This window comes from Nonomuraea sp. bgisy101 (assembly GCF_057708945.1).
The window spans coordinates 159,147-179,344 of sequence record NZ_JBYITD010000024.1 but is presented as its reverse complement, the minus strand read 5'-3'; the positions used below and the strand labels follow the sequence as shown (position 1 = coordinate 179,344).

Sequence of the window (20,198 nt, the reverse complement as noted above, 5' to 3'; positions counted from 1 at the left end):
CAGTTTGGCCCTGCCGGGTTATGCCCGGCGGGGCCTTTCTGCGTTTACGGGGAGGTTCGGGACGCCCGAGCCCGTGCCACGGGCCGCTGCCGCGGAACGCGGGGGCGGGGGCCTAGGCTGGCGGCTATGAAGATCGGATTCGCCGTTCCCGTCTCAGGGCCGTGGGCCACCCGTGACAACATGCGCAGGATCGCCACCCGCGCCGAGCGGCTCGGCTACCACGAACTGTGGACCTTCCAGCGTCTTCTCTACCCCGTGGGCCACGCCATGGGCTCGACCTACCGCAGCGTCCACGATCCCGTCGTCACCCTCTCCTACCTCGCCGGGGTGACCGAGTCGATCAGGCTGGGCGTGGCCGTGGTCAACGCCTTCGAGCCGCCAGCCCTGGTGGCCAAGCAGCTGGCCACGCTGCAGGAGGTCTCGGGCGGGCGGGTGTCGTTCGGGCTGGGGCTCGGCTGGCTGCGCGAGGAGTTCGAGGCCATGGGGATCGGCTTCGAGAAACGCGGTCGCAGGGGCGAGGAGTTCGTCGAGGTCCTGCGGAAGTGCTGGACGGACGACGTGGTGCGGCACGAGGGGGAGTTCTACCGGATCCAGGCCTCGCACATGGACCCGAAGCCGTCGCCGGTCCCGCCGATCCTGCTGGGCGGCGGGGCCGAGGTGGCGCTGCGCAGGGCCGGCCGGCTCGCCGACGGATGGGTGAGCGCGAGCAGGGAGGACCTGGCCGGCATCGCGGAAAGAATCTACATCGTAAAGGCGGCGGCCAGGGACGCGGGACGCGATCCCGGGGCGCTGCGGTTCGTCTGCCGGGGCGTCACCAGAGTGACCGAGGCCGTTGACGGTCCGCCGTTGAGCGGGCCGTACGAGAAGATCAGGCAGGATGTCGCGGACCTGGAGGCGCGGGGCGTGACGGAGGTGTTCCACGACCTGAACTTCGACCCCGAGATCGTGACCGCCGCTCCCGAAGAGGCCATGCGCAGGGCCGAGGCGGCGCTGGAGGCGCTGGCCCCCTGACCACGGAGCGGTGGCGGCAGGTTCCCCCGGCGCGCGGAAGGACCTGGTGCTCCAGCGGCGTCCCCGGCACCAGTCCGGTCCTTAAAGCGATGAGGTGGCGTTCCCCCCAGCGCCAGGTCCGGTCCTTGAAGCGATGAGGTGGCGTTTCCACCCGGATGAGGTGGCGTTCCCACCCGGGTGGTTCCGTGGCGATGAGGCGGCATCCCACCACGTCGGATCCTGGGTGAAGGGGCGGCGTCCCTGCACAGGTCGGGTTCCAGTACTCCGGCCGTACTTGGCGATCTTCAGTCCAGCTGGGGAGGGCTCTGCGGGGCCCGGTAGAACTCGACGCCGACGAAGTGACCGTCGGTGAAGCCGAGGCGGACGCCGTCGCAGTGGGCGAACGGCGTTCCCCACGTGTAGTGCGGAGCATCCGGCAAACACGCCACCAACGCCAGTTCGATCGCCCCTCCGTGGCCGATCAACAGCGCCGACCCGCCCTCCGCGACATCGGCCACCGTGTCGGCCCAGATCGCGTGGTGGGTCTCGGCCACGGCCGCCGCGGCACGACCCTTCCGGATGATGTCGGCGATCTGCTGGTATGGCTCGGCCCAGTCCCACTGTGCATGCCGAGGGATCTCTCCGGATACGTAGCCCGACGGCATCTCCACGGTGTCGTCGACGGCGAACCCCATCGCGACGGCGGTCTCGACCGCCCGTGGGGACGCACTGGTGACGACGCGCTCGTAGGGGCCGACTCCAGAACCGATGAAGCGGGCCAGGGCGATGCCGTCAGCCGACAGATGAGTTCCCCTGCCGCGCATGGCGCCCTTCTTGGTCAAGCTGTGTCGGCGCACGTCCAGCCAACGCATGAGGCGTCCTCCTTGACAAGGCGGTGTGGTGGGCGAGTGCAACGGACACGTGCGACCACCGCGATGACAAACGAAGATCATAAGGTGGCGGTGGACGCGGCCGCTGGTACGCGCCGGGCCCGCTGCCGCTGTCGGTCCCGGTCAAGGTGGCCGGCACGCGCCGGCGCATCTGGCACGTTTCCGCACCTCGCCCGGCCGCTGGTGAGCCTAGGTCCTCCGTCGGCAGCGCCGATCCGCCATAGGAGTCCCTCCAGACCGGCACAGGCCTGACCGGTCTGGACGAGCATCAGGTCCGCACTTGGACCTCTGGGCACCGGTGGATCAGTCGCGTCATCAAGCACGCGCCCGAGCCGGCGCTACGCACGACACGTTGGGCACGAACCCGGAGTGCTAGGCGGTGAGGTGGCGTTCCCACCAGTCGAGGATGGCCTCGAAGCGGGCGATCCGGTGGGACGGCAGTCCCGAACGCGACATCTCGTGTCCCTCGCCGGGGAACAGCAGCATCTCCGTCTCCACGCCGCGCAGCTTCAACGCCACGAACAGCCGCTGCGCCTGCTCGACGGGGCACCGCCAGTCCTGCTCCGAGTGGATGATCAGGAACGGCGTCTCGATCCTGGACGCGTGGCTCAGCGGGCTGAGCTCCGCCCACCGGGCGGGGTCGTCGCCGTAGAGGTCACGCGCGAATGACCAGCCGATGTCGCTGGAGCCGTGGAAGCTGTCGATCGCGTTGACCGCCCGCTCGCTGATCGCCGCCCTGAACCGCTCGCCGTGGTGGGCGGCCAGCCAGGTGGTCATGTAGCCGCCGTGGGAGCCGCCGAGCACGCCGACGCGGCCGGTGTCGAGACCGCCGGTGGCGAGGGCGGCGTCGAGGAGGGCGAGCAGGTCCATGGCCGAGACGTTGCCGACGTCGCCGATGACGGCGGCGCCGTGGGCCTGGCCGTAGCCGGAGGATCCGCGCGGGTTGCCCATGACGACCGCGTATCCGGCGGCGGCGTAGACCTGGGCCTCGTCGAAGACGTGCCAGCCGTACTGCGTGAAGGGGCCGCCGTGGATCATCAGCAGCACGGGGTGCGGGCCGTCGCCGGTGGGGCGGACGAGCCAGCCGTGGACGGGGTAGCCGTCGGGCGCGGTGGTGGTGATCTCTTCGAGAGGGAGCGGGGTGAGGGCGGCGAAGGAGGTGAGCGTGTTCTCCTTGCCGTCGCGGAGGGCGACGAGCTCACCCGAGCTGGCCTGGTCGGCGACCGTGGCGACGATCACGCCCGCGGCCTGCGCGGCCGCGTAGACCTCGCGCGGGCCGGAGATGAGGACCTCGGGCGCTGATCCGTCGTACGGCACGAGCAGCAGGTCGGAGGCGCCGCGGTTTTCGGACGGGAACAGCACGCCGTCGTTGGTGGTGACGATGACGCCGTTGCTGGCCAGGTGGTACGGCTCGGCCTCGGTGAGGCGGCGGGGCGGGTTGGCGCCGTCGGCGGCCACGGACCAGACGCCGCGGTGCTCGGCGACGAGCGTGCGGCCGGTCGGGCCTGGGGCGGCCGCGGTGAAGCAGACGGTGGCGCCGTCGGGGGTGAAGCGCGGCTGGCCGACCGAGAGGGTGGTGTCGGTGATCTGGCGGAGGCCGGTGCCGTCGGGCGCGGCGAGCCAGACGTCGGAGTAGTGGGTGCTGTCGCGGGTGTCGTGGCGGGCGGCGGTGAAGGCCAGCAGGGTGCCGTCGGGGCTCCAGCTGGGCTCGTCGTGGTCGTAGTCGCCTCCGGTCACCTGGACGGCGGGCGGCACGGAGGCGCGGGAGGCGAAGGGGTCGGCGACGAACACGTGGGATCGGCGGTCGCTGTAGAAGCCGAGGTTGTCCACGCGGTACTTCAAGGTGGTGATGCGGCGGGGCCGTTCCTTGTCGGGCTTGGTGTCGCCGTACCTGCCCTCCTCGGGGACGCGGGAGACGAACGCCAGCCGCCGCGAGTCGGGGCTCCACGCGGGCTTGCCGGCGCCGAGCGGTTGGTCGGTGACCTTCCACGGTTCGCCGCCCGCGGTGGGCATGACGTGCAGTTGGGGGCGTCCGCCGGATTCGGCGCGGGTGAAGGCGAGCCAGCGCCCGTCGGGGGAGTAGGCGGGTTCGCCGTCCCTGCGTCCGGCGGTGAGCTGCAGGGGTTCGCCGGTGCCGTCGGTGGGGATCAGCCAGAGCTCGCCGCGGTACTCGTCGGCGTCGAGGTCGGGCAGGGTCACGGCGACGACCGCATGGGTGCCGTCGGGGGACACGGTCGGGGCGCCGAGCTTATGCAAAAGGGAGATATCTGAGGGTTTCATGGTCGAGACACTATCCGGAGAGCCTTGGCGGAGACGGCTTCGCGGAGTTCTCTGATGCCGGGGCGGCCTCGGACGGGGTGGACGGCGTTGGTGAGCAGGACGACGGTCAGCTTGTGGGCCGGGTCGACGACCAGGGAGGTGCCGGTGAAGCCGGAGTGTCCGTAGGCGTCGGTGAGGGGGCCGACGATGCCGGGGTCGCCGATGCGCACGCCGAGCCCGTGGCGGAAGGCGGCGTCCTGGACGGGGTGCTCGCGGGTCATCTCGTCGGTGAGGGGGAGCAGACCGAGGCGCAGGGCCTCGCCGAAACGGATGAGGTCGTCGGCGGTGGAGAAGACGCCTGCGTGGCCGGCGACGCCGCCGAGGGAGTGGGCCGTCTCGTCGTGTACCTCGCCGATGGCGCGGTGGCATTCGGTCTTGGCGATGCGGGCCGGATCGTGGGAGGGCGGGGCGCCGATGCGGCGGTAGCCGGTGTCGAGGAGGCCGAGCGGGGTGGTGACCAGGTCGCGGACGAGGGTGTCGAGCGGGGCTCCGCCGGCGACCTCGGCGATCCGGCCGACGGTGATCATGCCGACGTCGGTGTACAGGTAGGGCCCGCCGACCGGTGAGGTGATGGGAGTGGCGAGGATCGTGTCGAGACGGTCGGCGGGGGGCACGCCGTCGACGCGGTGGGTGGGCTGGAGTCCCGCGGTGTGAGTGAGCAGGTGGCGCAGGGTGATGTGGGTGCGGTCGCCGTAGTGGTTGGGCAGCCAGGCGGCGACGGGCGCGTCCAGGTCGAGGCGGTCCTGCGACACCAGGGAGAGGATCACCGCGGTGGTGAAGAGCTTGCTGACCGAGGCGAGGTCGAAGACGGAGTCCCTGCGGGCGGGGGGCCTGGTGGGGGCGAGCGTTCCGTCGTGGTCGGTGTAGCGGACCAGTTCGCCCGCGGCCGCCGCGTCGGCGATCTCGCCGTCGACGGCGATGACCGCGACGGCGGAGGGGATGACGGAGGGTGTGGCGGCGGCCAGGATGTCAGCGAGCATGCCGTACCTCGCCGAGGCGGGAGCCGTGCGCCTCCAGCAGCGCCCGCGCCTCGTCGGCGTCGACGCCGTGCTCGATCATCACCACGGCGATCTTGGCCTGGCCGCCGGCGGCTTCGAGCGTGTCCTTGGCGGTCTCGACGGTGGCGCCGGTGATGTCGCTGACCATGCGGGCGGCGCGGCCGGCGAGCTTGGCGTTCATGGCGGACATCTCGATCATGTTGTTTCCGTAGGTGCGGCCCAGCCTGATCATCGAGATGGTGGAGATCATGTTGAGCACCAGCTTCTGCGCGGTGCCCGCTTTGAGCCTGGTGGAGCCGGTCACCACCTCGGGTCCCACGACGACCTCGATGGCATGCTCGGCGGCCGCCGACAGCGGCGTCTGGTGGTTGCACGACAGGGCCACGGTCAGGGCTTCACGCCGTCCGGCCTCGGACAGCGCGCCGAGGACGAACGGCGCGGTTCCGCTGGCCGAGATGCCCACGACGGAGTCCAGCGCGCCGACCTCGAGTTCGGCGAGCGCCTGCTGGCCGGCGGGGAAGTCGTCCTCCGCGCCTTCCACCGATCGGGTCAGCGCGGGCAGGCCTCCGGCGATCACACCCTGGACGAGCGAGGGATCGGTGCCGAAAGTGGGCGGGCACTCCGAGGCGTCGAGGACGGCAAGGCGGCCAGAGGTGCCCGCGCCCACGTACAGCAGCCTGCCTCCGGCCTGCATGCGGGTGGCGATCGCGTCGATGGCGCTGCTGATGGCCGGCAGGGCCGCGCCGACCGCGGTGGGCACGGTGGTGTCCGCCTGGTTCATCAACTGGGCGATCTCCGAGGTCGGCAGCCGGTCGATCTGGCTGTAGCGCGGATCGCTCTGCTCCGTGGACAGCTCGGGGAGTGGATCAATCATGACGCTAATTTCCACCTTTGGCATCTCGTATGCAAATAAGCTTCAGCTATGTCTTACGTACGCACCGGAGCCGAGCGGCTGGCCGCGGATCCAGATCTCGTGAACGGCGGCCGGCTCGGCCTGATCACCAACCAGACCGGAGTGCTCCGCGATCTGACCCCCACACCTGCGGTTCTGCGGAACCTGACCGCGTTGTTCAGTCCCGAGCACGGCATCAGGGGCACGGCCCAGGCCGGGTTCAGCGAGGGGCCAGGGGAGGAGTACGGCCTGCCGGTCTTCGACACCTACACGAAGACCGGAGCCGACCTGGACGAGCTGGTGGCGGGCTCCGGCGTGGACACGCTGGTGTTCGACCTGTTCGACGTGGGCGCCCGCTTCTACACCTACGTCTGGACGATGAAGGACCTGATGGAGTCGGCCAGGCGGCTGGGCGTCGGCTTCGTCGTGCTGGACAGGCCCAACCCCATCGGCGGGACCGTGGCGGAGGGCCCGCCGCTGGACCTCGCGTTCGCCAGCCACGTGGGCGGCGCGCCGATCCCCGCCAGGCACGGGCTGACGGTGGGGGAGCTGGCGCGCCTGCTCGATCCCGAGGTGCAGGTGATCACGATGGAGGGCTGGCACAGGGACCTGCCGTTCGCCGAGACGGGACTGCCGTGGGTGATGCCGTCGGTGAACATGCCCACGATCGACACCGCGCTCGTCTACCCGGGTACCGGGCTCATCGAGGGCACGAACCTCTCGGAGGGGCGCGGCACCACCAGGCCCTTCGAGCTGATCGGCGCGCCGTATCTGGACGACAGGTTCGCTCCCGCGCTCAACGACCTCGGGCTGCCGGGCGTGCGCTTCCGCGACCTGGCGTTCACCCCGACGTTCAGCAAGCACGCGGGCACCGCCGTTCGCGGGGTGCAACTGCACGTCACCGACCCGCAGGCGTTCAGGCCCGTGTTCACCGCGGTGTCGATGATCCACGTGGCCCGCTCGCAGCATCCCGAGGAGTTCGCGACCAACGAGTTCACCGACCACCTGTGGGGGTCGGACACGCTGACCCGCTGTCTGGAGGCGGGCGAGGACCCGCGCGGGCTGTGCCCTGAGCCCACCCGCCCCCGGGGTGAGCTGCTCTACCGGTGATCTCAACGCAGATCGCGCTGGTAGAGCCAGAAGACGCGCTCGGCTCGCGCGCCCACGGCGCGCGAGTAGAAGCGGAGCGGGCCCACCCAGCCGATCTGCGCCTCGCTCAGCCCCGTCGCGTGCTGGTCGGCCAGGCAGCGGCGCAGCAGCACGCCGCCCAGGCCGAGCCCGCGCGCCGCGGGCGCCGTGCCCATCGGGCCGAACCACGTGGGCCTGGCACCCCAGGCGGCGAAGGCGACGATCTCGCCGTCCAGCGTCGCGTGGTGCAGGCCGGTGGCGTTGGCCGCCTCCCACGCCCAGCTCGTGTTCCACTCCCGCTCGACGAACGCGGCGACGTCCGAGCGGTCCTCGTCCGGGCCGGTGGCGTGGAGCTCCACGCCCGCGGGCAGCGGCTCCTCCTCGGCGGTGACGGGAAGCCTGGCCGTCATGTTCCACGCGACGTTGTAGCGTTCGTAGCCCGCGCTCTCGGCCAGGCACGCCGCGGCCGTGTAGCGCACGTCGATGCCGGGCCAGGCGTAGGCCGGCGGGTTGCCGGCGAAGCGGGCCTGCGTCGCCCCCTCGGCACGCAGCCACTCCTCCGCGGCTGCGACCAGCTCGCGTCCGCGCCCCCTGCCCTGGGCGTCAGGGTGTACGGCCAGCAGGTCGAGATGCCCGATCGCCGGGTCCCGTTCCGACAGCGAGGCCAGGGCGAAGCCGCCGTCGGTGGTCAGCGCCTTCCACCTGCGGGTGGCCGGCGGCGACATGAGCCTGTCGACCATGGCGGGAGCCTCGGCGGCGTCGAAGACGAGCGCCGCGCGGGCGATCTCGTGCGGGCCCATCAGCCGCGCTCCACGTGCGTGGCGACGACGCTGCGCCGCTGGGGGTGGAAGCAGGCGTGCCGCTGCGGGACGCCGTCGGTGAGGTCGAGGGCGGGACGGCTCGTCTCACACTCGTCGGTTCTGAACGGGCAGCGCCTGGCGAACAGGCAGCCCGCGTCCTGGTGGCTCTCGTCCAGCGACTCCGTCGGCACCACCGGCTCGGCGCCAGGGACCTCGAGGCCGTGCAGCACGGGGATGGCCGACAGCAGCGACTGGGTGTAGGGGTGCACGGGGTCGGCGATGATCGTGTCGACCTGGCCGCGCTCGATGACCTGGCCGCGGTAGATGACGTACAGCTCGCCGTCGTCGCCGATGTAGCGGGCGGTGGCCACGTCGTGGGTGATGAACAGCACGCTCACGCCGAGGCTCTCGCGCAGGTCCTTCAGCAGCGCGAGGATGCCGAGCCTGAGCGACACGTCGATCATGGAGGTGGCCTCGTCGGCGACGAGCATCTCGGGGTCGACGGTGAGCGCGCGGGCGATGACCACGCGCTGGCGCATGCCGCCCGACAGCTGGTGCGGGTAGCGGCCGAGCACGGAGGCGGGGTCGAGGCCGACCAGCGACAGGACCTCGCCGGCCCGCGACTCGATCCACGACTTGGGCCTGCCGGTCTGCTTGGCGCGCAGCTCGAGCGGGGCCTGGAGCGTCTGGTGGATCGTCCTGGTCGGGTTCAGCGCCGAGTAGGGGTCCTGATGGATCATCTGGATCTTGCGGAAGTGCGGCTGCCTGGCCTTAGGCTTGAGCGACGACAGCTCGACGCCGTCGACGCTGATCTCGCCGTCGTCGTAGCTCTCCAGGCCTGCGATGATCCTGCCGAGCGTCGTCTTACCGCAGCCGGACTCGCCGATGAAGGAGGCCGCGCCGCCCTTGGGGATCTCGAAGTCCACCCCGCGCAGGGCCTGGACGGTCCGCCCCGACAGGACGCTTCCCCGCTGCTTGAAGGTCTTGGTGATGCCCTTGCCGCTGATCATGCGAGCTCCTTGACCTTGACCGCGTGGCAGGCGATGATCCGGTCCCCGTGCGCGAGGGCCTCGGGGTCGACGATGTCGCAGACGTCCATGCGCAGGGGGCAGCGCTCCCTGAACACGCAGCCCTCCTTCGGCACGGTGGCCAGCGTGGGCGGCCTTCCCGGCAGGGCCCGCGCCTCGTCGATGTCGCCGGTCAGGCGCGGGATGGCCCTGATGAGGCCGCGGGTGTAGGGGTGCTGGGGGTCGGCGAGCACCTTGCGGGTGGGGCCCTGCTCGACGATCCGCCCGCCGTACATGACCGCGAGCCGGTCGGCGACCTCGGCGACCACGCCGATGTCGTGGGTGATGACCATGGTGGTCAGCCCACGCTCGGCGTGGACCTCGCGGATGATCCGCAGGATCGTCGCCTGGGTGATCATGTCGAGGGCGGTGGTGGGCTCGTCGAGCACGACCAGGTGGGCGTTGAGCACCAGCGCCAGCATGATGCCGACGCGCTGGCGCATGCCGCCCGACAGCTCGTGCTGGTGGGAGTCGAGCACGCGCGCGCCGTCCAGGCCCATGCGGCCGAGCAGCTCCTTGGCGTCCTTCACCAGGCCGCGCAGGTCGTCGACGCCATGGGAGCGGCCGAGGTCGAGCAGCTGCTTGCCGACGGTCTTGAGCGGGTTGAGCGAGTTCTGCGCGGCCTGGAAGACGTAGCCGATGTGGGCGCCGCGCGCCTTGCGCAGCTGTTCGCCCTCGAAGGTGACCACGTTGCCCAGGTCGTCGATCTCGACGCTGCCCGCGCTGATCCGCCCTGGCGGCTGCACCGCGTTGAGCAGCGAGAAGGCCAGCGTGGACTTGCCGGAACCCGATTCGCCGACGATGCCGGTGATCGTGCCCGCGGGCAGCTTCATGCTGACGTTCCTGACGGCGGGCAGCTCGCCCGCCGGGGTCTTGTAGACGACCGTGAGGCCGTCGATGCGCACGCCCGGCGCCTGTTTCGCCACTTGCTACTACTCCTCGCGCAGCCGGGGGTTGAAGATCTCGTCCATCGCGTCCACCACGAGCACGATCCCCAGCGTCAGCAGCAGGATCGCCAGCAGCGGGGCCAGCAGGTAGCCGAGCGCCGACGGCGTCGTCATGGCGCCCGCCTGGAAGACGGCCAGGTTGAGCATGACGCCCCAGTTGTTCGACTCGTACGGCAGGACGCCGAGGAAGAACAGGCCGACCTGCGCGTACACGGCGCCGGTCACCGCGATGAGCGTGTTCATCGCGATGTAGGGGGCCATGCTGGGCAGCAGTTCCTTGCCGACGATGTGCGTGGTGGACAGGCCGAGGCCGCGCGCCGCCTCGATGAAGCCGCGCTCGCGCAGCGACAGGGTCTGCGCGCGCACGGCCCGCGCCACGCCGCCCCAGCCGAGCAGGCCGAGTACCAGGCCGATCTGGAACGGGTTGCCGAACTTCCACACCGTGGACAGCACCAGCAGGAGGGGCAGCCCTGGGATGGTGAGCTTCATGTCGGTCAGGCGCATGAGGACGCTGTCCCACCTGCCGCGCTTGAAGCCGGAGAACAGGCCGATGGCCGCGCCGAGCACGACCGTGATGACGGCTGTGACCAGCGCCGAGAGCAGCACGTAGCGGGCGCCGGTGATGACGAGCGCGGTGACGTCGCGGCCCTGGGGGTCGGTGCCGAACCAGTGCTCCCAGCTGGGCGGGGCGGAGATCGCGTCGGTGTCGCGGGGCAGCAGCTCGGGGTAGAGCATGGGCCCGAAGATCCCCATGAGGGCGAAGCCGATGATGAGGGCGACGCCGAACATGCGGCTCGGCTTGCGCTTCATCACCCGCCAGACGCCGCGCCAGAAGTTGCGCCGCAGGGACGGTGCGCTGGTTTCGAGAATGACCGCCGTCACGAGCCCTCCTCCGTTGGTCCCGTGACCTGGGTGCGCTGTTTCATGCTCGCCTCGCGAAGCTCGGTCACGCCGCCTCCTCGCCGCTGCGGACCCGCGGGTCGATGACCGTGTAGAACAGGTCGGCCACGATGTTCGCGATGATGACCGACACGGTGATGAGCAGGAAGGCTCCGCCCATGAGGGCGTAGTCGCGGCCGTTGATGCTGTCGATGAGCAGCAGGCCGAGACCCGGGTAGTTGAAGATCCGCTCGATGAACACCGCGCCGCCCAGCAGCGTTCCCAGCGACAGCGCCAGGATCGTGAACAGCGGCAGGATCGCGTTGCGGGCGATGTAGCGGAAGACGATCGAGCGCTTCATCCCGCGCAGTTCGGCGGCCAGGATGAAGTCGTCGCCGAGCACGGTGACGACGCTGGACTTCATGGCCAGGATCCAGCCGCCGTAGGCCGACAGCGCGTAGGTGACCACGGGCAGGACGGCGTGCTCGACGAGCGAGCCGATGTACTCGGCGTTGAAGCCCGGCTCGAACAGGATGTCGGCGACGCCGTCGGCGGGCAGGATCGGGATCAGCGTGGCGAAGACCGCTCCGAGGAGCAGCGCCAGCACGTACTGCGGCACGCCGTGGATCAGCGAGCCGGAGATGGCCAGCAGGTCGCCGAGCTTGCCGGTGCGCTTGATGGCGGCGTAGACGCCCATGACGATGCCGACGAGGAAGCTCAGGAGCGTGCCGATGAGGACGGGTAGAACGGTCCACTTGGCCTTGTCCATCAGCACGTCGGTCACGGGCGTGCCCGGGTTGATCACCGAGATGCCCAGGTCGAAGTGGAGCAGCCCCGTCATGTAGTCGGTGTACTGCTCCCACAGGGTGCCCTTGGGCATGAAGCCGTACATCACCGCGGTGGCCTGGGCGGCCGCCGCGGGGTCCATGCCCTGCTGGACGAACTTCTCGACCTGGGCGGCCATCGGGTCGCCAGGGATGTTCCTCACGATGAAGAAACTGACCGTGGCGACCACGAAGATCATGACGAGCCCGCGGGCCAGGTGGCCCGCGAGTCGCCGTGCGATAACCGTCATGCGCTACTGCTTCTTCTTGACCATGCCGAGCTGGATCCAGACACCGGCGGGCTGCCTGAGCAGGTCGCTCTCGTTCTCGGGGAACCCGGTGAAGCGGTTGGTGTTGATGAACTGGGTGTTGACGTAGTCCCAGAGCTGGACGACCGGCAGGTCCTGGTTGGCCGCCTTGGCGAGCTGGCCGATGATGGCCTTCTGCTCCTCGGCGGGGGCGGTGTTCAGCTTGGCGGTCAGCTCACCCGGGTTGATCTTGGCGCCGTCGACCTCGATCTCCTCGGGGCCGCCCATCCAGTTGCCGCTCTTGCCGGGCGCGGCGTGGGTCACCTTGCCGCCGATGTTGGTCCAGCCGTTGGAGGCGCCGTAGAGGCGGGCGTAGATGTTGTACGGCGCGGGGCCGAGCGCGATCAGCCAGAAGCCGACGTCGTACTTGCCCGCCGCGATCTCCTCCAGGTAGAGGGGGTAGTCGGCGGTCGTGACGACCTCGGCGTTGACGCCGCTCTCGGCGAGCTGGCTCTTGATGTTCTCGGCGCCGGCCAGCCAGTCGGAGAAGCCCGCGGGCGCGCGCAGCTGGACGGTCCAGGGCGAGCCGTCGGCCAGCGCCCACTTGCCGTCCTTCTTCTGCAGCCCGGCGGCCTTGAACTCCTCCTCGGCCTTGGCCACGTCGTGCTTGTACGGCTCGAGCGCGCTCAGCTCGGAGCCGAGCCACTCCTGGGCGGGCTTCTGGTGGATGCCGCTGGTGGTGACCGCGGGGGTGCCGCCCTCGGGCGAGGCGACCTTGGTGGTCTGCTCGCGGTCGATGAGGTAGGCCAGGCCCTTGCGGACGTGCACGTTGTCGTACGGCTTCTTGGACTGGTTGAACGCCAGGCCGAGCGCGACGGGGGAGAAGCCCTTGATGACGCCGTTGCCCGCGGTCGCCTTGATGCGGGTCATGGTGTCGGCGGGCACCGCGACGAACGGGGCGCTGTCGAGCTTGCCGCCGATCAGGTAGTTCCACACCTGCTCGTTGCCGGTGTAGTTGAGCAGCTTGACCTGGTCGGGGCCGACGTTGGCGGCGTTGTAGAAGCTCTTGTTCTTCACCAGCAGCGCCTCGCCGGGGTTGACGCGCTGCAGCACGAACGGGCCGGCGGAGACGTCCTTCGGCGGGGCGAAGGCGATGATCTTCTGGCCGAGCGCGGTGATCTCCTCGCGGGCCTTGTCGGCGGCGGCGCCCTCACCGCGGGCGGCCTTGATGGTGTCCCAGATGGTGGCGGGGACGACGCTGCTCCACACGTGCGCGGGCACGACGGGCATGTCCATGATGCCGCGGACGAAGGTGACGCTGGGGTTGGCCATGTCCTGGGTGATCTTGAGGGTCTTCTCGTCGACCACCTGCACGTCCGAGGCCGCGCCCGCGGCGCCCGGCTGGACCGAGAAGGCCGTGTTGCCCTGCGAGTAGGCGATGGCGATCGAGAGCTTGACGTCCTCGGCGGTCACCGGCTTGCCGTCGGACCACTTGTTGTTCGGCTGCAGGTGGACGGTGAGCGAGGAGTTGTCGGGAGCGATCTCCCAGCTGGCCGCGATGCCCGGGTAGAACTGGTTCGGGTCGGTCACGTGGTTCTTGGTCCACGCCAGCTTCATGGCGTTGTACCCGGCGAACGAGTTGCCCTTGGGGTTGAAGGGGTTGGCGGGGCCGCTCGGGTCGATGCCGGGCTTGTTGCCGTCGATCGTGGTGTAGAGGCCGCCACCGGCGCTGCCACCACCGGCCGCGGACTTGTTGTCGGTGCTGCTGCACGCCGTCATCGTGGCGAGCCCGAGCAGCGCCACTACGGCTGCTAGTCGCTTCATGTACCGCTCCGTGGGGGGCTTATCGATGGGTCCGGTATAGATCGGGGATTGTCCGGACCCTATGGTCAGCCCGCGGATGCGTCAATAATCTCCAGCGGTTGTGAGGTGAATGTAACTTTCCTTCATCGCACCGCGCGCTGGAAAAAGGCCGTCACAGGGGGGTTGGGTCGCACGGCGCGCATGGGCGCGCCGGGACCCCCGTAGTGTATCCGCTGGTCAGCCGGTTCCAAAGAGAGCGTTGACTTGGGTGTTGGCGGCGGTGAGAGCGGTGGCGGCGTCCTTCTGCCCCAGCCACACCTCCTCCATCGCGGTCTGCACGATCTGCCCGATCTCGTCGCCGTGGTCGCTGACCGGCAGCAGGAACGTGCCGTCCTTGGCGTCGGCGATGGCGGTGAAGGCCGTCACGTCACGTCCCGCCTTCTCGTGCGCCTTCATCGCCCGCTCGGCCGAGGAGGTGATGGCGGGGAAGACCACCGCGCTGTCGCCCACGATGTCCTGGCAGCCGGTCGAACCGAGGAACTTCACCCACTTCCAGGCCTCCTCCTTGTGCTCGGTCCCGGCGTAGACGACGTCGGCCAAGCCGTTGAAGGCGGATTTGCGCCCCTGCGGGCCCTCCGGCAGCGGGGCGAAGGCGAACGTGCCGTCCGCCAGATAGGTGTTGATCATCCAGGAGCCGGTGATGCCCAGCGCGGCCTTGCCCGAGTCGAGCACCGCGTCGGTGCCCAGCGAGCTGGTCTTGTCGTAGGGGGCGGTGTAGCCCTTGTCGCTGAGGCGCTTGAACCATTCGACGGTCTCGGCGAGCTTCGGGCTGTCGTAGAAGTACTTGCCGCCGAACGGGTTCTTGTCGATGAAGGTGAAGCCGTTGGAGACGGCCAGGTCGCCCCAGCCGTTCTGGCCGAGCGCGCCGTCGCGCAACTCGGGGACGTAGCCGTGGACGGCCACCTTGCTCTTGTCGAAGCCGGGCTCGTCGCCGCGCCTGCCCGCCGAGTCGACGGTGAGCCTGGCGATCGCCTTCTCGAAGCTGCCGCCGTCGGAGGGGTTCCAGGTGAGGTCCTTCAGGTCCACGCCCGCCTTCTCGGCCTGCTCGACGTTGTAGACGACGGCCATGGTGTCCCAGTCCTTGGGCAGGCCGTACCGCTTGCCGTCCTTGACCCACAGCTCGGCCAGGCCGGCCCGGTACTGCGACAGGTCGACCTTGTCGGCCTTGACCATCGGCTCGATGTCGAGCAGCTGGCCGTTCTTGACGAACTGCGGGTAGTAGGAGGCCTGCATGGTGATCACGTCGGGGGCCTCGCCGGAGACCATCTGGGTGGTGAGGTTCTGCCAGTACTGGTCCCACGCGCTCTGCTGGATCTTGATCGTGATGCCCGGATTGGCCTTCTGGAAGGCGTCCGCGCACTTCTGGTAGGCGCCCTGCTGGACGTCGTCCCACAGGCCGTAGGTGAGTGTGACGTTCCCGCCGCCCTCCTGCGCGGAGGTGCCGCAGGCGGCCGTCAACAGCAGTACGGCGAGCGCCGCCGCTCTTCTCATGGGGGAGACCCTCCTATTTGAGTCCGCTGAACTGGATGGAGTCCACGAGGCGGCGGCCGAAGAAGACCAGCAGCAACAGGACGGGGATCACCGACAGCGCCGAGCCGGCCATCAGGCCCGTCCAGTCGGGTGCGGTGTTGGGCGACTGCTTGAGGAAGATGCCGAGCGCGGCGGTCAGCACGCGCGTCTCCTCGCCCGGCGCGATCAGCAGCGGCCACAGGTAGTCGTTCCACGCCCAGACCGCGGTGGTCAGGGCGAGAGTGAGCAGGGGGCCCCTGGTCATGGGGAGCACGACCCGCCAGAACAGCGTCCACCTGCCCGCGCCGTCGATGGTGGCGGCCTGCTCCACCTCGCGGGGGAAGCCCAGGAAGAACTGCCGCAGGAAGAACACCGCGAACGGCGTCATCAGCAGGCTGGGCGCCACCAGGCCCTGGAAGGTGTTGAGCCAGCCGAGCTGCTTGATCACCGCGAAGCTGGGCAGCAGCGTGAAGATCGGCGGCACCATCAGCGCGGCGACGAACAGGCTGAACAGGGCGTCCCTGAAGGGGAAGCGGAGCCTGGCGAAGGCGTAGCCGGCCATCGCGCAGAACAGCGTCTGCACCAGAGTGATCAGGCCGGTGTAGATGAAGGAGTTGCGCAGGTAGAGGAAGAAGTCCAGGTTGGCGCCCGAGCCTCCTGCGGCCCTGGTCTCCTCGCGGGTGGCCAGGCCGAGCACGCGCTCGAAGTTGACCAGCGTGGGGTGCTCGGGCAGCAGCGCGAAGTTGTCGGTGGCCAGCTCCCTGCCGGGAGTGATGGCGGTGCGCAGCATCCAGTAGAAGGGGAAGAGCGTGATCAGGATGGCCAGGGCGAGGCAGGCCCAGGCGAGGATACGTCTCATGCGAGGTCCGAGGTCGAGGCGCGGAGCATGCGCATCTGAACGAAGGTCAGCACGCCGAGGATGAGCACCAGCGTCAGCGCCATGGCCGAGGCGTAGCCCATCTTGAAGTGGGTGAAGGCCTGCTCGTAGATGTAGTAGTAGACGACCCTGGTGGCGTTGACGGGGCCGCCCTTGGTGGTCACGGCGACGGTGTCGAACAGCTGGAACGACCCGATCAGCGAGACGACGAGCACGAAGGCGAGGATCGGCCGCATCAGCGGCAGCGTGACCCTGAAGAAGGTGCGCAGCTCACCGGCGCCGTCGAGGGCGGCGGCCTCGTAGACCTGCTTGGGCACCAGACACATGCCGGCGTACAGCAGCAGCGCCGTGTAGCCGGTCGAGGTCCATGCGTTGATCATGGAAACGCTCGGCATGGCCAGGTCGGGCGCGGTCAGGAAGCCCTGGTTGTCCAGGCCCATGCCGGTCAGCAGGTGGTTGAAGAAGCCGAGGTTGGCGTCCAGCAGCCACATCCAGAGCAGGCCGACGGTCACGTTCGGCACCAGCCACGGCACCACCAGCAGCGATCGCAGGACGACCGAGCGCGTCAGCCGGTGCATGAGCGCGGCCAGGAACAGGCCGCCGACCATCTGCACGGTGATCGTCAGCACCACGTAGTAGCCGGTGACCTTGAGGGAGTTCCAGAACAGCGGGTCGTGAAGGAGCGTCACGAAGTTGTCGGCGCCCACGAAGGCGGGTTCCGACAACAGGTTCCAGTCCGTCATCGAGTACCAGGCGCCGAGCAGGGCCGGATACACGTAGAAGACGCCGAAGCCGACCAGCGCGGGAGCGAGGAAGAGCAGCGCTACCCGTCTGTCGTCGCGCCCTCGGTTCGGCAGCGAGAGTGTGGACACGGGGCCAACTCTTGGCAACTTACGAAAACTTGTCAATACCTTCGCTGCGAATCCACTTTTGAAAGACTTGACAAGTAAGTGAAGGCGCTGGGAACGTTCGTGCCCATGGCCACAACAGACTTCGACCTGCTCGTCGTGGGAGACGCCAACCCCGATGTGATCGTGTCGGGGACACCGTCCACGCTCGCCTTCGGGCAACGCGAGCAACTGGTCGAGACGGGGGAGCTGGTGCTCGGCGGATCGGCCGCCATCACCGCGTGCGGGGCGGCCAGGCTCGGCCTGCGCACCGCCTTCGCCGGCCGGGTCGGCGCCGACGCCGCCGGCGAGTTCGTCCTGTACACGCTCGCCGGGCACGGAGTGGACGTCTCCGCCTGCGTCGTCGACGCCGCCAGGCCCACCGCGCTGACCGTGGTGCTCGTACGCGGAGCCGACAGGGCGATCCTGACCTCGCCCGGCTGCCTGTCCGACCAGTGGGCGGTACCGCCATCGCTGGTCGCCAGGGCCGCCCACGTGCACGTCTCCTCCTTCTTCCTGCAACCGGGGCTGGACGTCGCCGGACTGTTCCGTACCGCACGCGAGCTCGGCGTCGGCACCTCGCTCGACACCAACGACGACCCGTCAGGGGAGTGGAAGGGGCTCGACGGCATCATCGGCCTGACCGACGTCCTGCTCCCCAACGACGCCGAGGCCCTCGCGATCGCCGAGCTCACAGGTCAGGACGTGACGGCCGCGGCACGCGCGCTCGCCGCCAAGGGGACGCTGCCGGTGGTGAAGCGGGGCGCGGCAGGCGCCCTGGCCTGGCCGCCCGAGGGCCCCGTGCACGCTCCCGCGGTCCCGAACCCCTCGTTCGTGGACGCCGTGGGCGCGGGCGACAGCTTCAACGCCGGATTTCTCGCCGCGCGGCTCAACGGGCTGCACCTGGAGGCATGCCTGCGGCTCGCCGTCAGGGCGGGCACCCTTTCCACCCGAGCCGCGGGGGGCACAGCGGCGCAACCGACCTGGGAGGAAGCGACATCATGAGAAACCCCAAGATCGTGTTCGTGGGCGCGGGCAGCGTCGTCTTCACGCAGGGGCTGCTCGCCGATCTCCTGCGCTATCCGGAGCTGTCGTCACTCCACCTGTCGCTGCACGACATCGACCCCGAGCGGCTCCAGGTCGCCGAGGCCGTCGCCCACCGCATCGCCGCGGCCAAGGGCGCCAAGCCGCGCATCACCGCGACCCTCGACAGGCGCGCCGCCCTCGACGGCGCCGACTTCGTGATCAACATGATCCAGGTCGGCGGGCACGACTCCACGGTCACCGACTTCGAGATCCCCGCACGCTACGGCCTGCGCCAGACCATCGCCGACACCATCGGCGTCGGCGGCGTGTTCCGGGCGCTGCGCACCTTCCCCGTGCTCGACGCGCTGGCCGCCGACATGGCCGTCGCCTGCCCGGACGCGCTGCTGATGAACTACACCAACCCGATGGCCATGAACGTGTGGTACCTGTCCGGCAGGGTGCGCAACGTCGTCGGCCTGTGCCACTCGGTCTACTGGACGATGCGCGGGCTGTCCGACCTGGTGGGCGTGCCGTACGAGGAGGTCGTCTACCAGGCGGCCGGCGTCAACCACCAGGCATGGGTGCTGCGCTTCGAGCGCGAGGGCGAGAACCTCTATGACAGGCTCGACGCCCGCATCGACGTCGACGCCGAGCTGCGGCGCAGGGTCCGTGTGGAGATGTACCGGCGGCTGGGGCACTACCCGACCGAGACCAGTGAGCACTCGGCCGAGTACGTCCCCTGGTTGCTGCGCCACGCCGGAGAGATCGACAGGCTGCGCATCCCCGTCGGCGAGTACCTGCGGGTCAGCGAGGAGAACGTGCGCGAGTACAAGCGCACCCGCGACGCCGTACGGCACGGCGCCGAGCTGGAGATCGCCGGCACCGACGAGTACGCGCCGCAGATCATCCACAGCATGGTCACCGGCACGCCACGCGTCGTCTACGGCAACGTGGTCAACGACGGGCTGATCTCCAACCTGCCCGACGGCAGCGTGGTCGAGGTGCCGTGCGCGGTCGACGCCACCGGCGTGCGGCCCACCCGCGTGGGCGCGCTGCCCCCGCAGTGCGCGGCGCTCAACCGCGCCTACGTCAACGTCAACGAGCTCACCGTCCGCGCCGCCGAGGAGGGCAGGCCCGAGCACGTACGGCACGCCGTCATGGTCGACCCGAACGCCTCGGCCACCCTGTCGCTGGACGACATCTGGCGCATGTGCGACGACCTGACGGTGGCCCACGGCGACCTGCTGCCGGAGTCGCTGCGGGTCACACCGGCGAGCTAGCCGGCCAGCTCCACCCTCAGGCCCCGCTCCCGCAGCCGAGCCACCTCGCCAGGGTCGGCCGACTCGCCCGTGATCAGCAGGTCGACGCCGGACAGCGGGCAGATCGGGGCCAGCTCGACCCTGCCGAGCTTGGTGGAGTCGGCCACCATGATCCGCCTGCCGGCCGCCCGCAGCATCCGCTGCTTCATCTCGGCGTCCGGCAGGTTGACGTTGGTGAAGCCGCTGTCGACGTGCACGCCGCCGCAGCCGAGGAACACCGTGCTCGCCCTGATCCCGTCGAGCAGCCTGCCGCCCATGGGGTCGACCAGCGAGTGCTGCTGGCGGCGCAGGCTGCCGCCGGTGACCACCACGGAGAAGCGGGGAATGGCGGGCTCCAGCTCCAGCGCGGTGCGCAGGCCGTTGGTGAAGACGGTCACCTCGGCCAGGTCGGCGCGGGCCACCAGCTCCCTTGCCACGTAGGCGGTGGTGGTGCCCGCGCCCATCAGCACGCTCTCACCTGAGCTGATCAGGCGGGCGGCGGCCTTGGCGATCAGGCCCTTCTCCACCGCGGCGGCGCCGAGCGACATCTCGAACGAGGCCTCGGTGAGCGCGGGACCGGCGGCGACCGCGCCGCCGCGCACCCTGCGCACCTTGCCCTGCTCCTCCAGCGCGTCGAGATCGGCGCGGACGGTCACTCCCGAGACGCCGAACGCCTCGGCCAGCTCGTTGACCCTGGCGAAGTCCTGCTCCCTGAGCAGGCCGAGCATGCGCTCGCGGCGTACCTCCGTCGGCATC

Annotated in this window: 18 protein-coding genes and 1 pseudogene; 5 read left to right on the top strand and 14 right to left on the bottom strand. The window is 69.9% G+C overall.

The window, feature by feature from the left end:
• Positions 1–126: 126 nt before the first annotated feature.
• A complete protein-coding gene (locus tag AC3EO4_RS37360; RefSeq protein WP_431900174.1) occupies positions 127–1,011 on the top strand; it encodes a TIGR03619 family F420-dependent LLM class oxidoreductase in 885 nt (294 codons plus the stop codon).
• Positions 1,012–1,295: 284 nt separating this feature from the next.
• On the opposite strand, the gene AC3EO4_RS37355 is transcribed toward AC3EO4_RS37360, so the two are convergent.
• Positions 1,296–1,862 carry a histidine phosphatase family protein gene (locus tag AC3EO4_RS37355; RefSeq protein WP_431900173.1) on the bottom strand — a complete coding sequence of 189 codons (567 nt, stop codon included), beginning with the start codon at positions 1,860–1,862 and terminating at the stop codon, positions 1,296–1,298.
• Between the two features lie 101 nt (positions 1,863–1,963).
• Between AC3EO4_RS37355 and AC3EO4_RS37350 the strand changes: the two are divergent.
• A pseudogene (locus AC3EO4_RS37350) lies at positions 1,964–2,182 on the top strand (hypothetical protein); the annotation flags it as partial.
• A 70-nt stretch (positions 2,183–2,252) separates the two neighbouring features.
• Here the strand turns inward: AC3EO4_RS37350 and AC3EO4_RS37345 are convergent.
• The 3 genes from AC3EO4_RS37345 to murQ are packed head-to-tail and all read right to left on the bottom strand — an operon-like array spanning position 2,253 to position 6,071.
• Entirely contained in the window at positions 2,253–4,160 is a 1,908-nt protein-coding gene (locus tag AC3EO4_RS37345; RefSeq protein ID WP_431900171.1) for a S9 family peptidase, read from the bottom strand.
• On the bottom strand, positions 4,157–5,179 hold the full coding sequence (locus AC3EO4_RS37340; protein ID WP_431900169.1) for a serine hydrolase domain-containing protein: 1,023 nt from the start codon (positions 5,177–5,179) through the stop codon (positions 4,157–4,159). Before AC3EO4_RS37340 ends, AC3EO4_RS37345 begins: the two co-directional genes overlap by 4 nt.
• Positions 5,169–6,071 (bottom strand): N-acetylmuramic acid 6-phosphate etherase, encoded by a 903-nt coding sequence (murQ, locus tag AC3EO4_RS37335; RefSeq protein ID WP_379572081.1) that lies wholly within the window; start codon positions 6,069–6,071, stop codon positions 5,169–5,171. Before murQ ends, AC3EO4_RS37340 begins: the two co-directional genes overlap by 11 nt.
• 48 nt (positions 6,072–6,119) lie before the next feature.
• On the opposite strand from murQ, the gene AC3EO4_RS37330 reads away from it, so the two are divergent.
• Positions 6,120–7,199 carry an exo-beta-N-acetylmuramidase NamZ family protein gene (locus AC3EO4_RS37330; RefSeq protein ID WP_379572079.1) on the top strand — a complete coding sequence of 360 codons (1,080 nt, stop codon included), beginning with the start codon at positions 6,120–6,122 and terminating at the stop codon, positions 7,197–7,199.
• A gap of 2 nt (positions 7,200–7,201) precedes the next feature.
• Here AC3EO4_RS37330 and AC3EO4_RS37325 read toward each other — a convergent pair whose 3' ends face one another.
• From AC3EO4_RS37325 to AC3EO4_RS37285, 9 genes are all read right to left on the bottom strand, one after another.
• Complete coding sequence (locus AC3EO4_RS37325) at positions 7,202–8,017, bottom strand: GNAT family N-acetyltransferase (protein WP_379572077.1); 816 nt, start codon at positions 8,015–8,017, stop codon at positions 7,202–7,204.
• On the bottom strand, positions 8,017–9,027 hold the full coding sequence (locus AC3EO4_RS37320) for an ABC transporter ATP-binding protein (RefSeq protein WP_379572075.1): 1,011 nt from the start codon (positions 9,025–9,027) through the stop codon (positions 8,017–8,019). Before AC3EO4_RS37320 ends, AC3EO4_RS37325 begins: the two co-directional genes overlap by 1 nt.
• A complete protein-coding gene (locus AC3EO4_RS37315; RefSeq protein ID WP_431900166.1) occupies positions 9,024–10,010 on the bottom strand; it encodes an ABC transporter ATP-binding protein in 987 nt (328 codons plus the stop codon). The genes AC3EO4_RS37320 and AC3EO4_RS37315 overlap by 4 nt, the downstream gene beginning before the upstream one ends.
• A 6-nt stretch (positions 10,011–10,016) precedes the next feature.
• Complete coding sequence (locus AC3EO4_RS37310; protein WP_379572071.1) at positions 10,017–10,913, bottom strand: ABC transporter permease; 897 nt, start codon at positions 10,911–10,913, stop codon at positions 10,017–10,019.
• Positions 10,914–10,977: 64 nt separating this feature from the next.
• A complete protein-coding gene (locus AC3EO4_RS37305; RefSeq protein WP_379572069.1) occupies positions 10,978–11,985 on the bottom strand; it encodes an ABC transporter permease in 1,008 nt (335 codons plus the stop codon).
• Between the two features lie 3 nt (positions 11,986–11,988).
• A complete protein-coding gene (locus AC3EO4_RS37300; RefSeq protein ID WP_379572067.1) occupies positions 11,989–13,806 on the bottom strand; it encodes an ABC transporter substrate-binding protein in 1,818 nt (605 codons plus the stop codon).
• Between the two features lie 216 nt (positions 13,807–14,022).
• A complete protein-coding gene (locus AC3EO4_RS37295) occupies positions 14,023–15,336 on the bottom strand; it encodes an ABC transporter substrate-binding protein (protein WP_431900165.1) in 1,314 nt (437 codons plus the stop codon).
• 13 nt (positions 15,337–15,349) lie between these two features.
• Positions 15,350–16,213 carry a carbohydrate ABC transporter permease gene (locus AC3EO4_RS37290; RefSeq protein WP_379572063.1) on the bottom strand — a complete coding sequence of 288 codons (864 nt, stop codon included), beginning with the start codon at positions 16,211–16,213 and terminating at the stop codon, positions 15,350–15,352.
• Positions 16,210–17,103: a carbohydrate ABC transporter permease gene (locus AC3EO4_RS37285; protein WP_379572061.1), complete on the bottom strand. Its 894-nt coding sequence runs from the start codon at positions 17,101–17,103 to the stop codon at positions 16,210–16,212. The genes AC3EO4_RS37290 and AC3EO4_RS37285 overlap by 4 nt, the downstream gene beginning before the upstream one ends.
• A 105-nt stretch (positions 17,104–17,208) precedes the next feature.
• Between AC3EO4_RS37285 and AC3EO4_RS37280 the strand changes: the two genes are divergently transcribed.
• On the top strand, positions 17,209–18,123 hold the full coding sequence (locus AC3EO4_RS37280; RefSeq protein ID WP_431900163.1) for a carbohydrate kinase family protein: 915 nt from the start codon (positions 17,209–17,211) through the stop codon (positions 18,121–18,123).
• On the top strand, positions 18,120–19,424 hold the full coding sequence (gene melA, locus AC3EO4_RS37275) for an alpha-glucosidase/alpha-galactosidase (RefSeq protein ID WP_431900161.1): 1,305 nt from the start codon (positions 18,120–18,122) through the stop codon (positions 19,422–19,424). Before AC3EO4_RS37280 ends, melA begins: the two co-directional genes overlap by 4 nt.
• Here melA and AC3EO4_RS37270 read toward each other — a convergent pair.
• Entirely contained in the window at positions 19,421–20,197 is a 777-nt protein-coding gene (locus AC3EO4_RS37270) for a DeoR/GlpR family DNA-binding transcription regulator (protein ID WP_379572055.1), read from the bottom strand. The two genes, melA and AC3EO4_RS37270, sit on opposite strands and share 4 nt — an antisense overlap.
• Position 20,198: the final 1 nt, after the last annotated feature.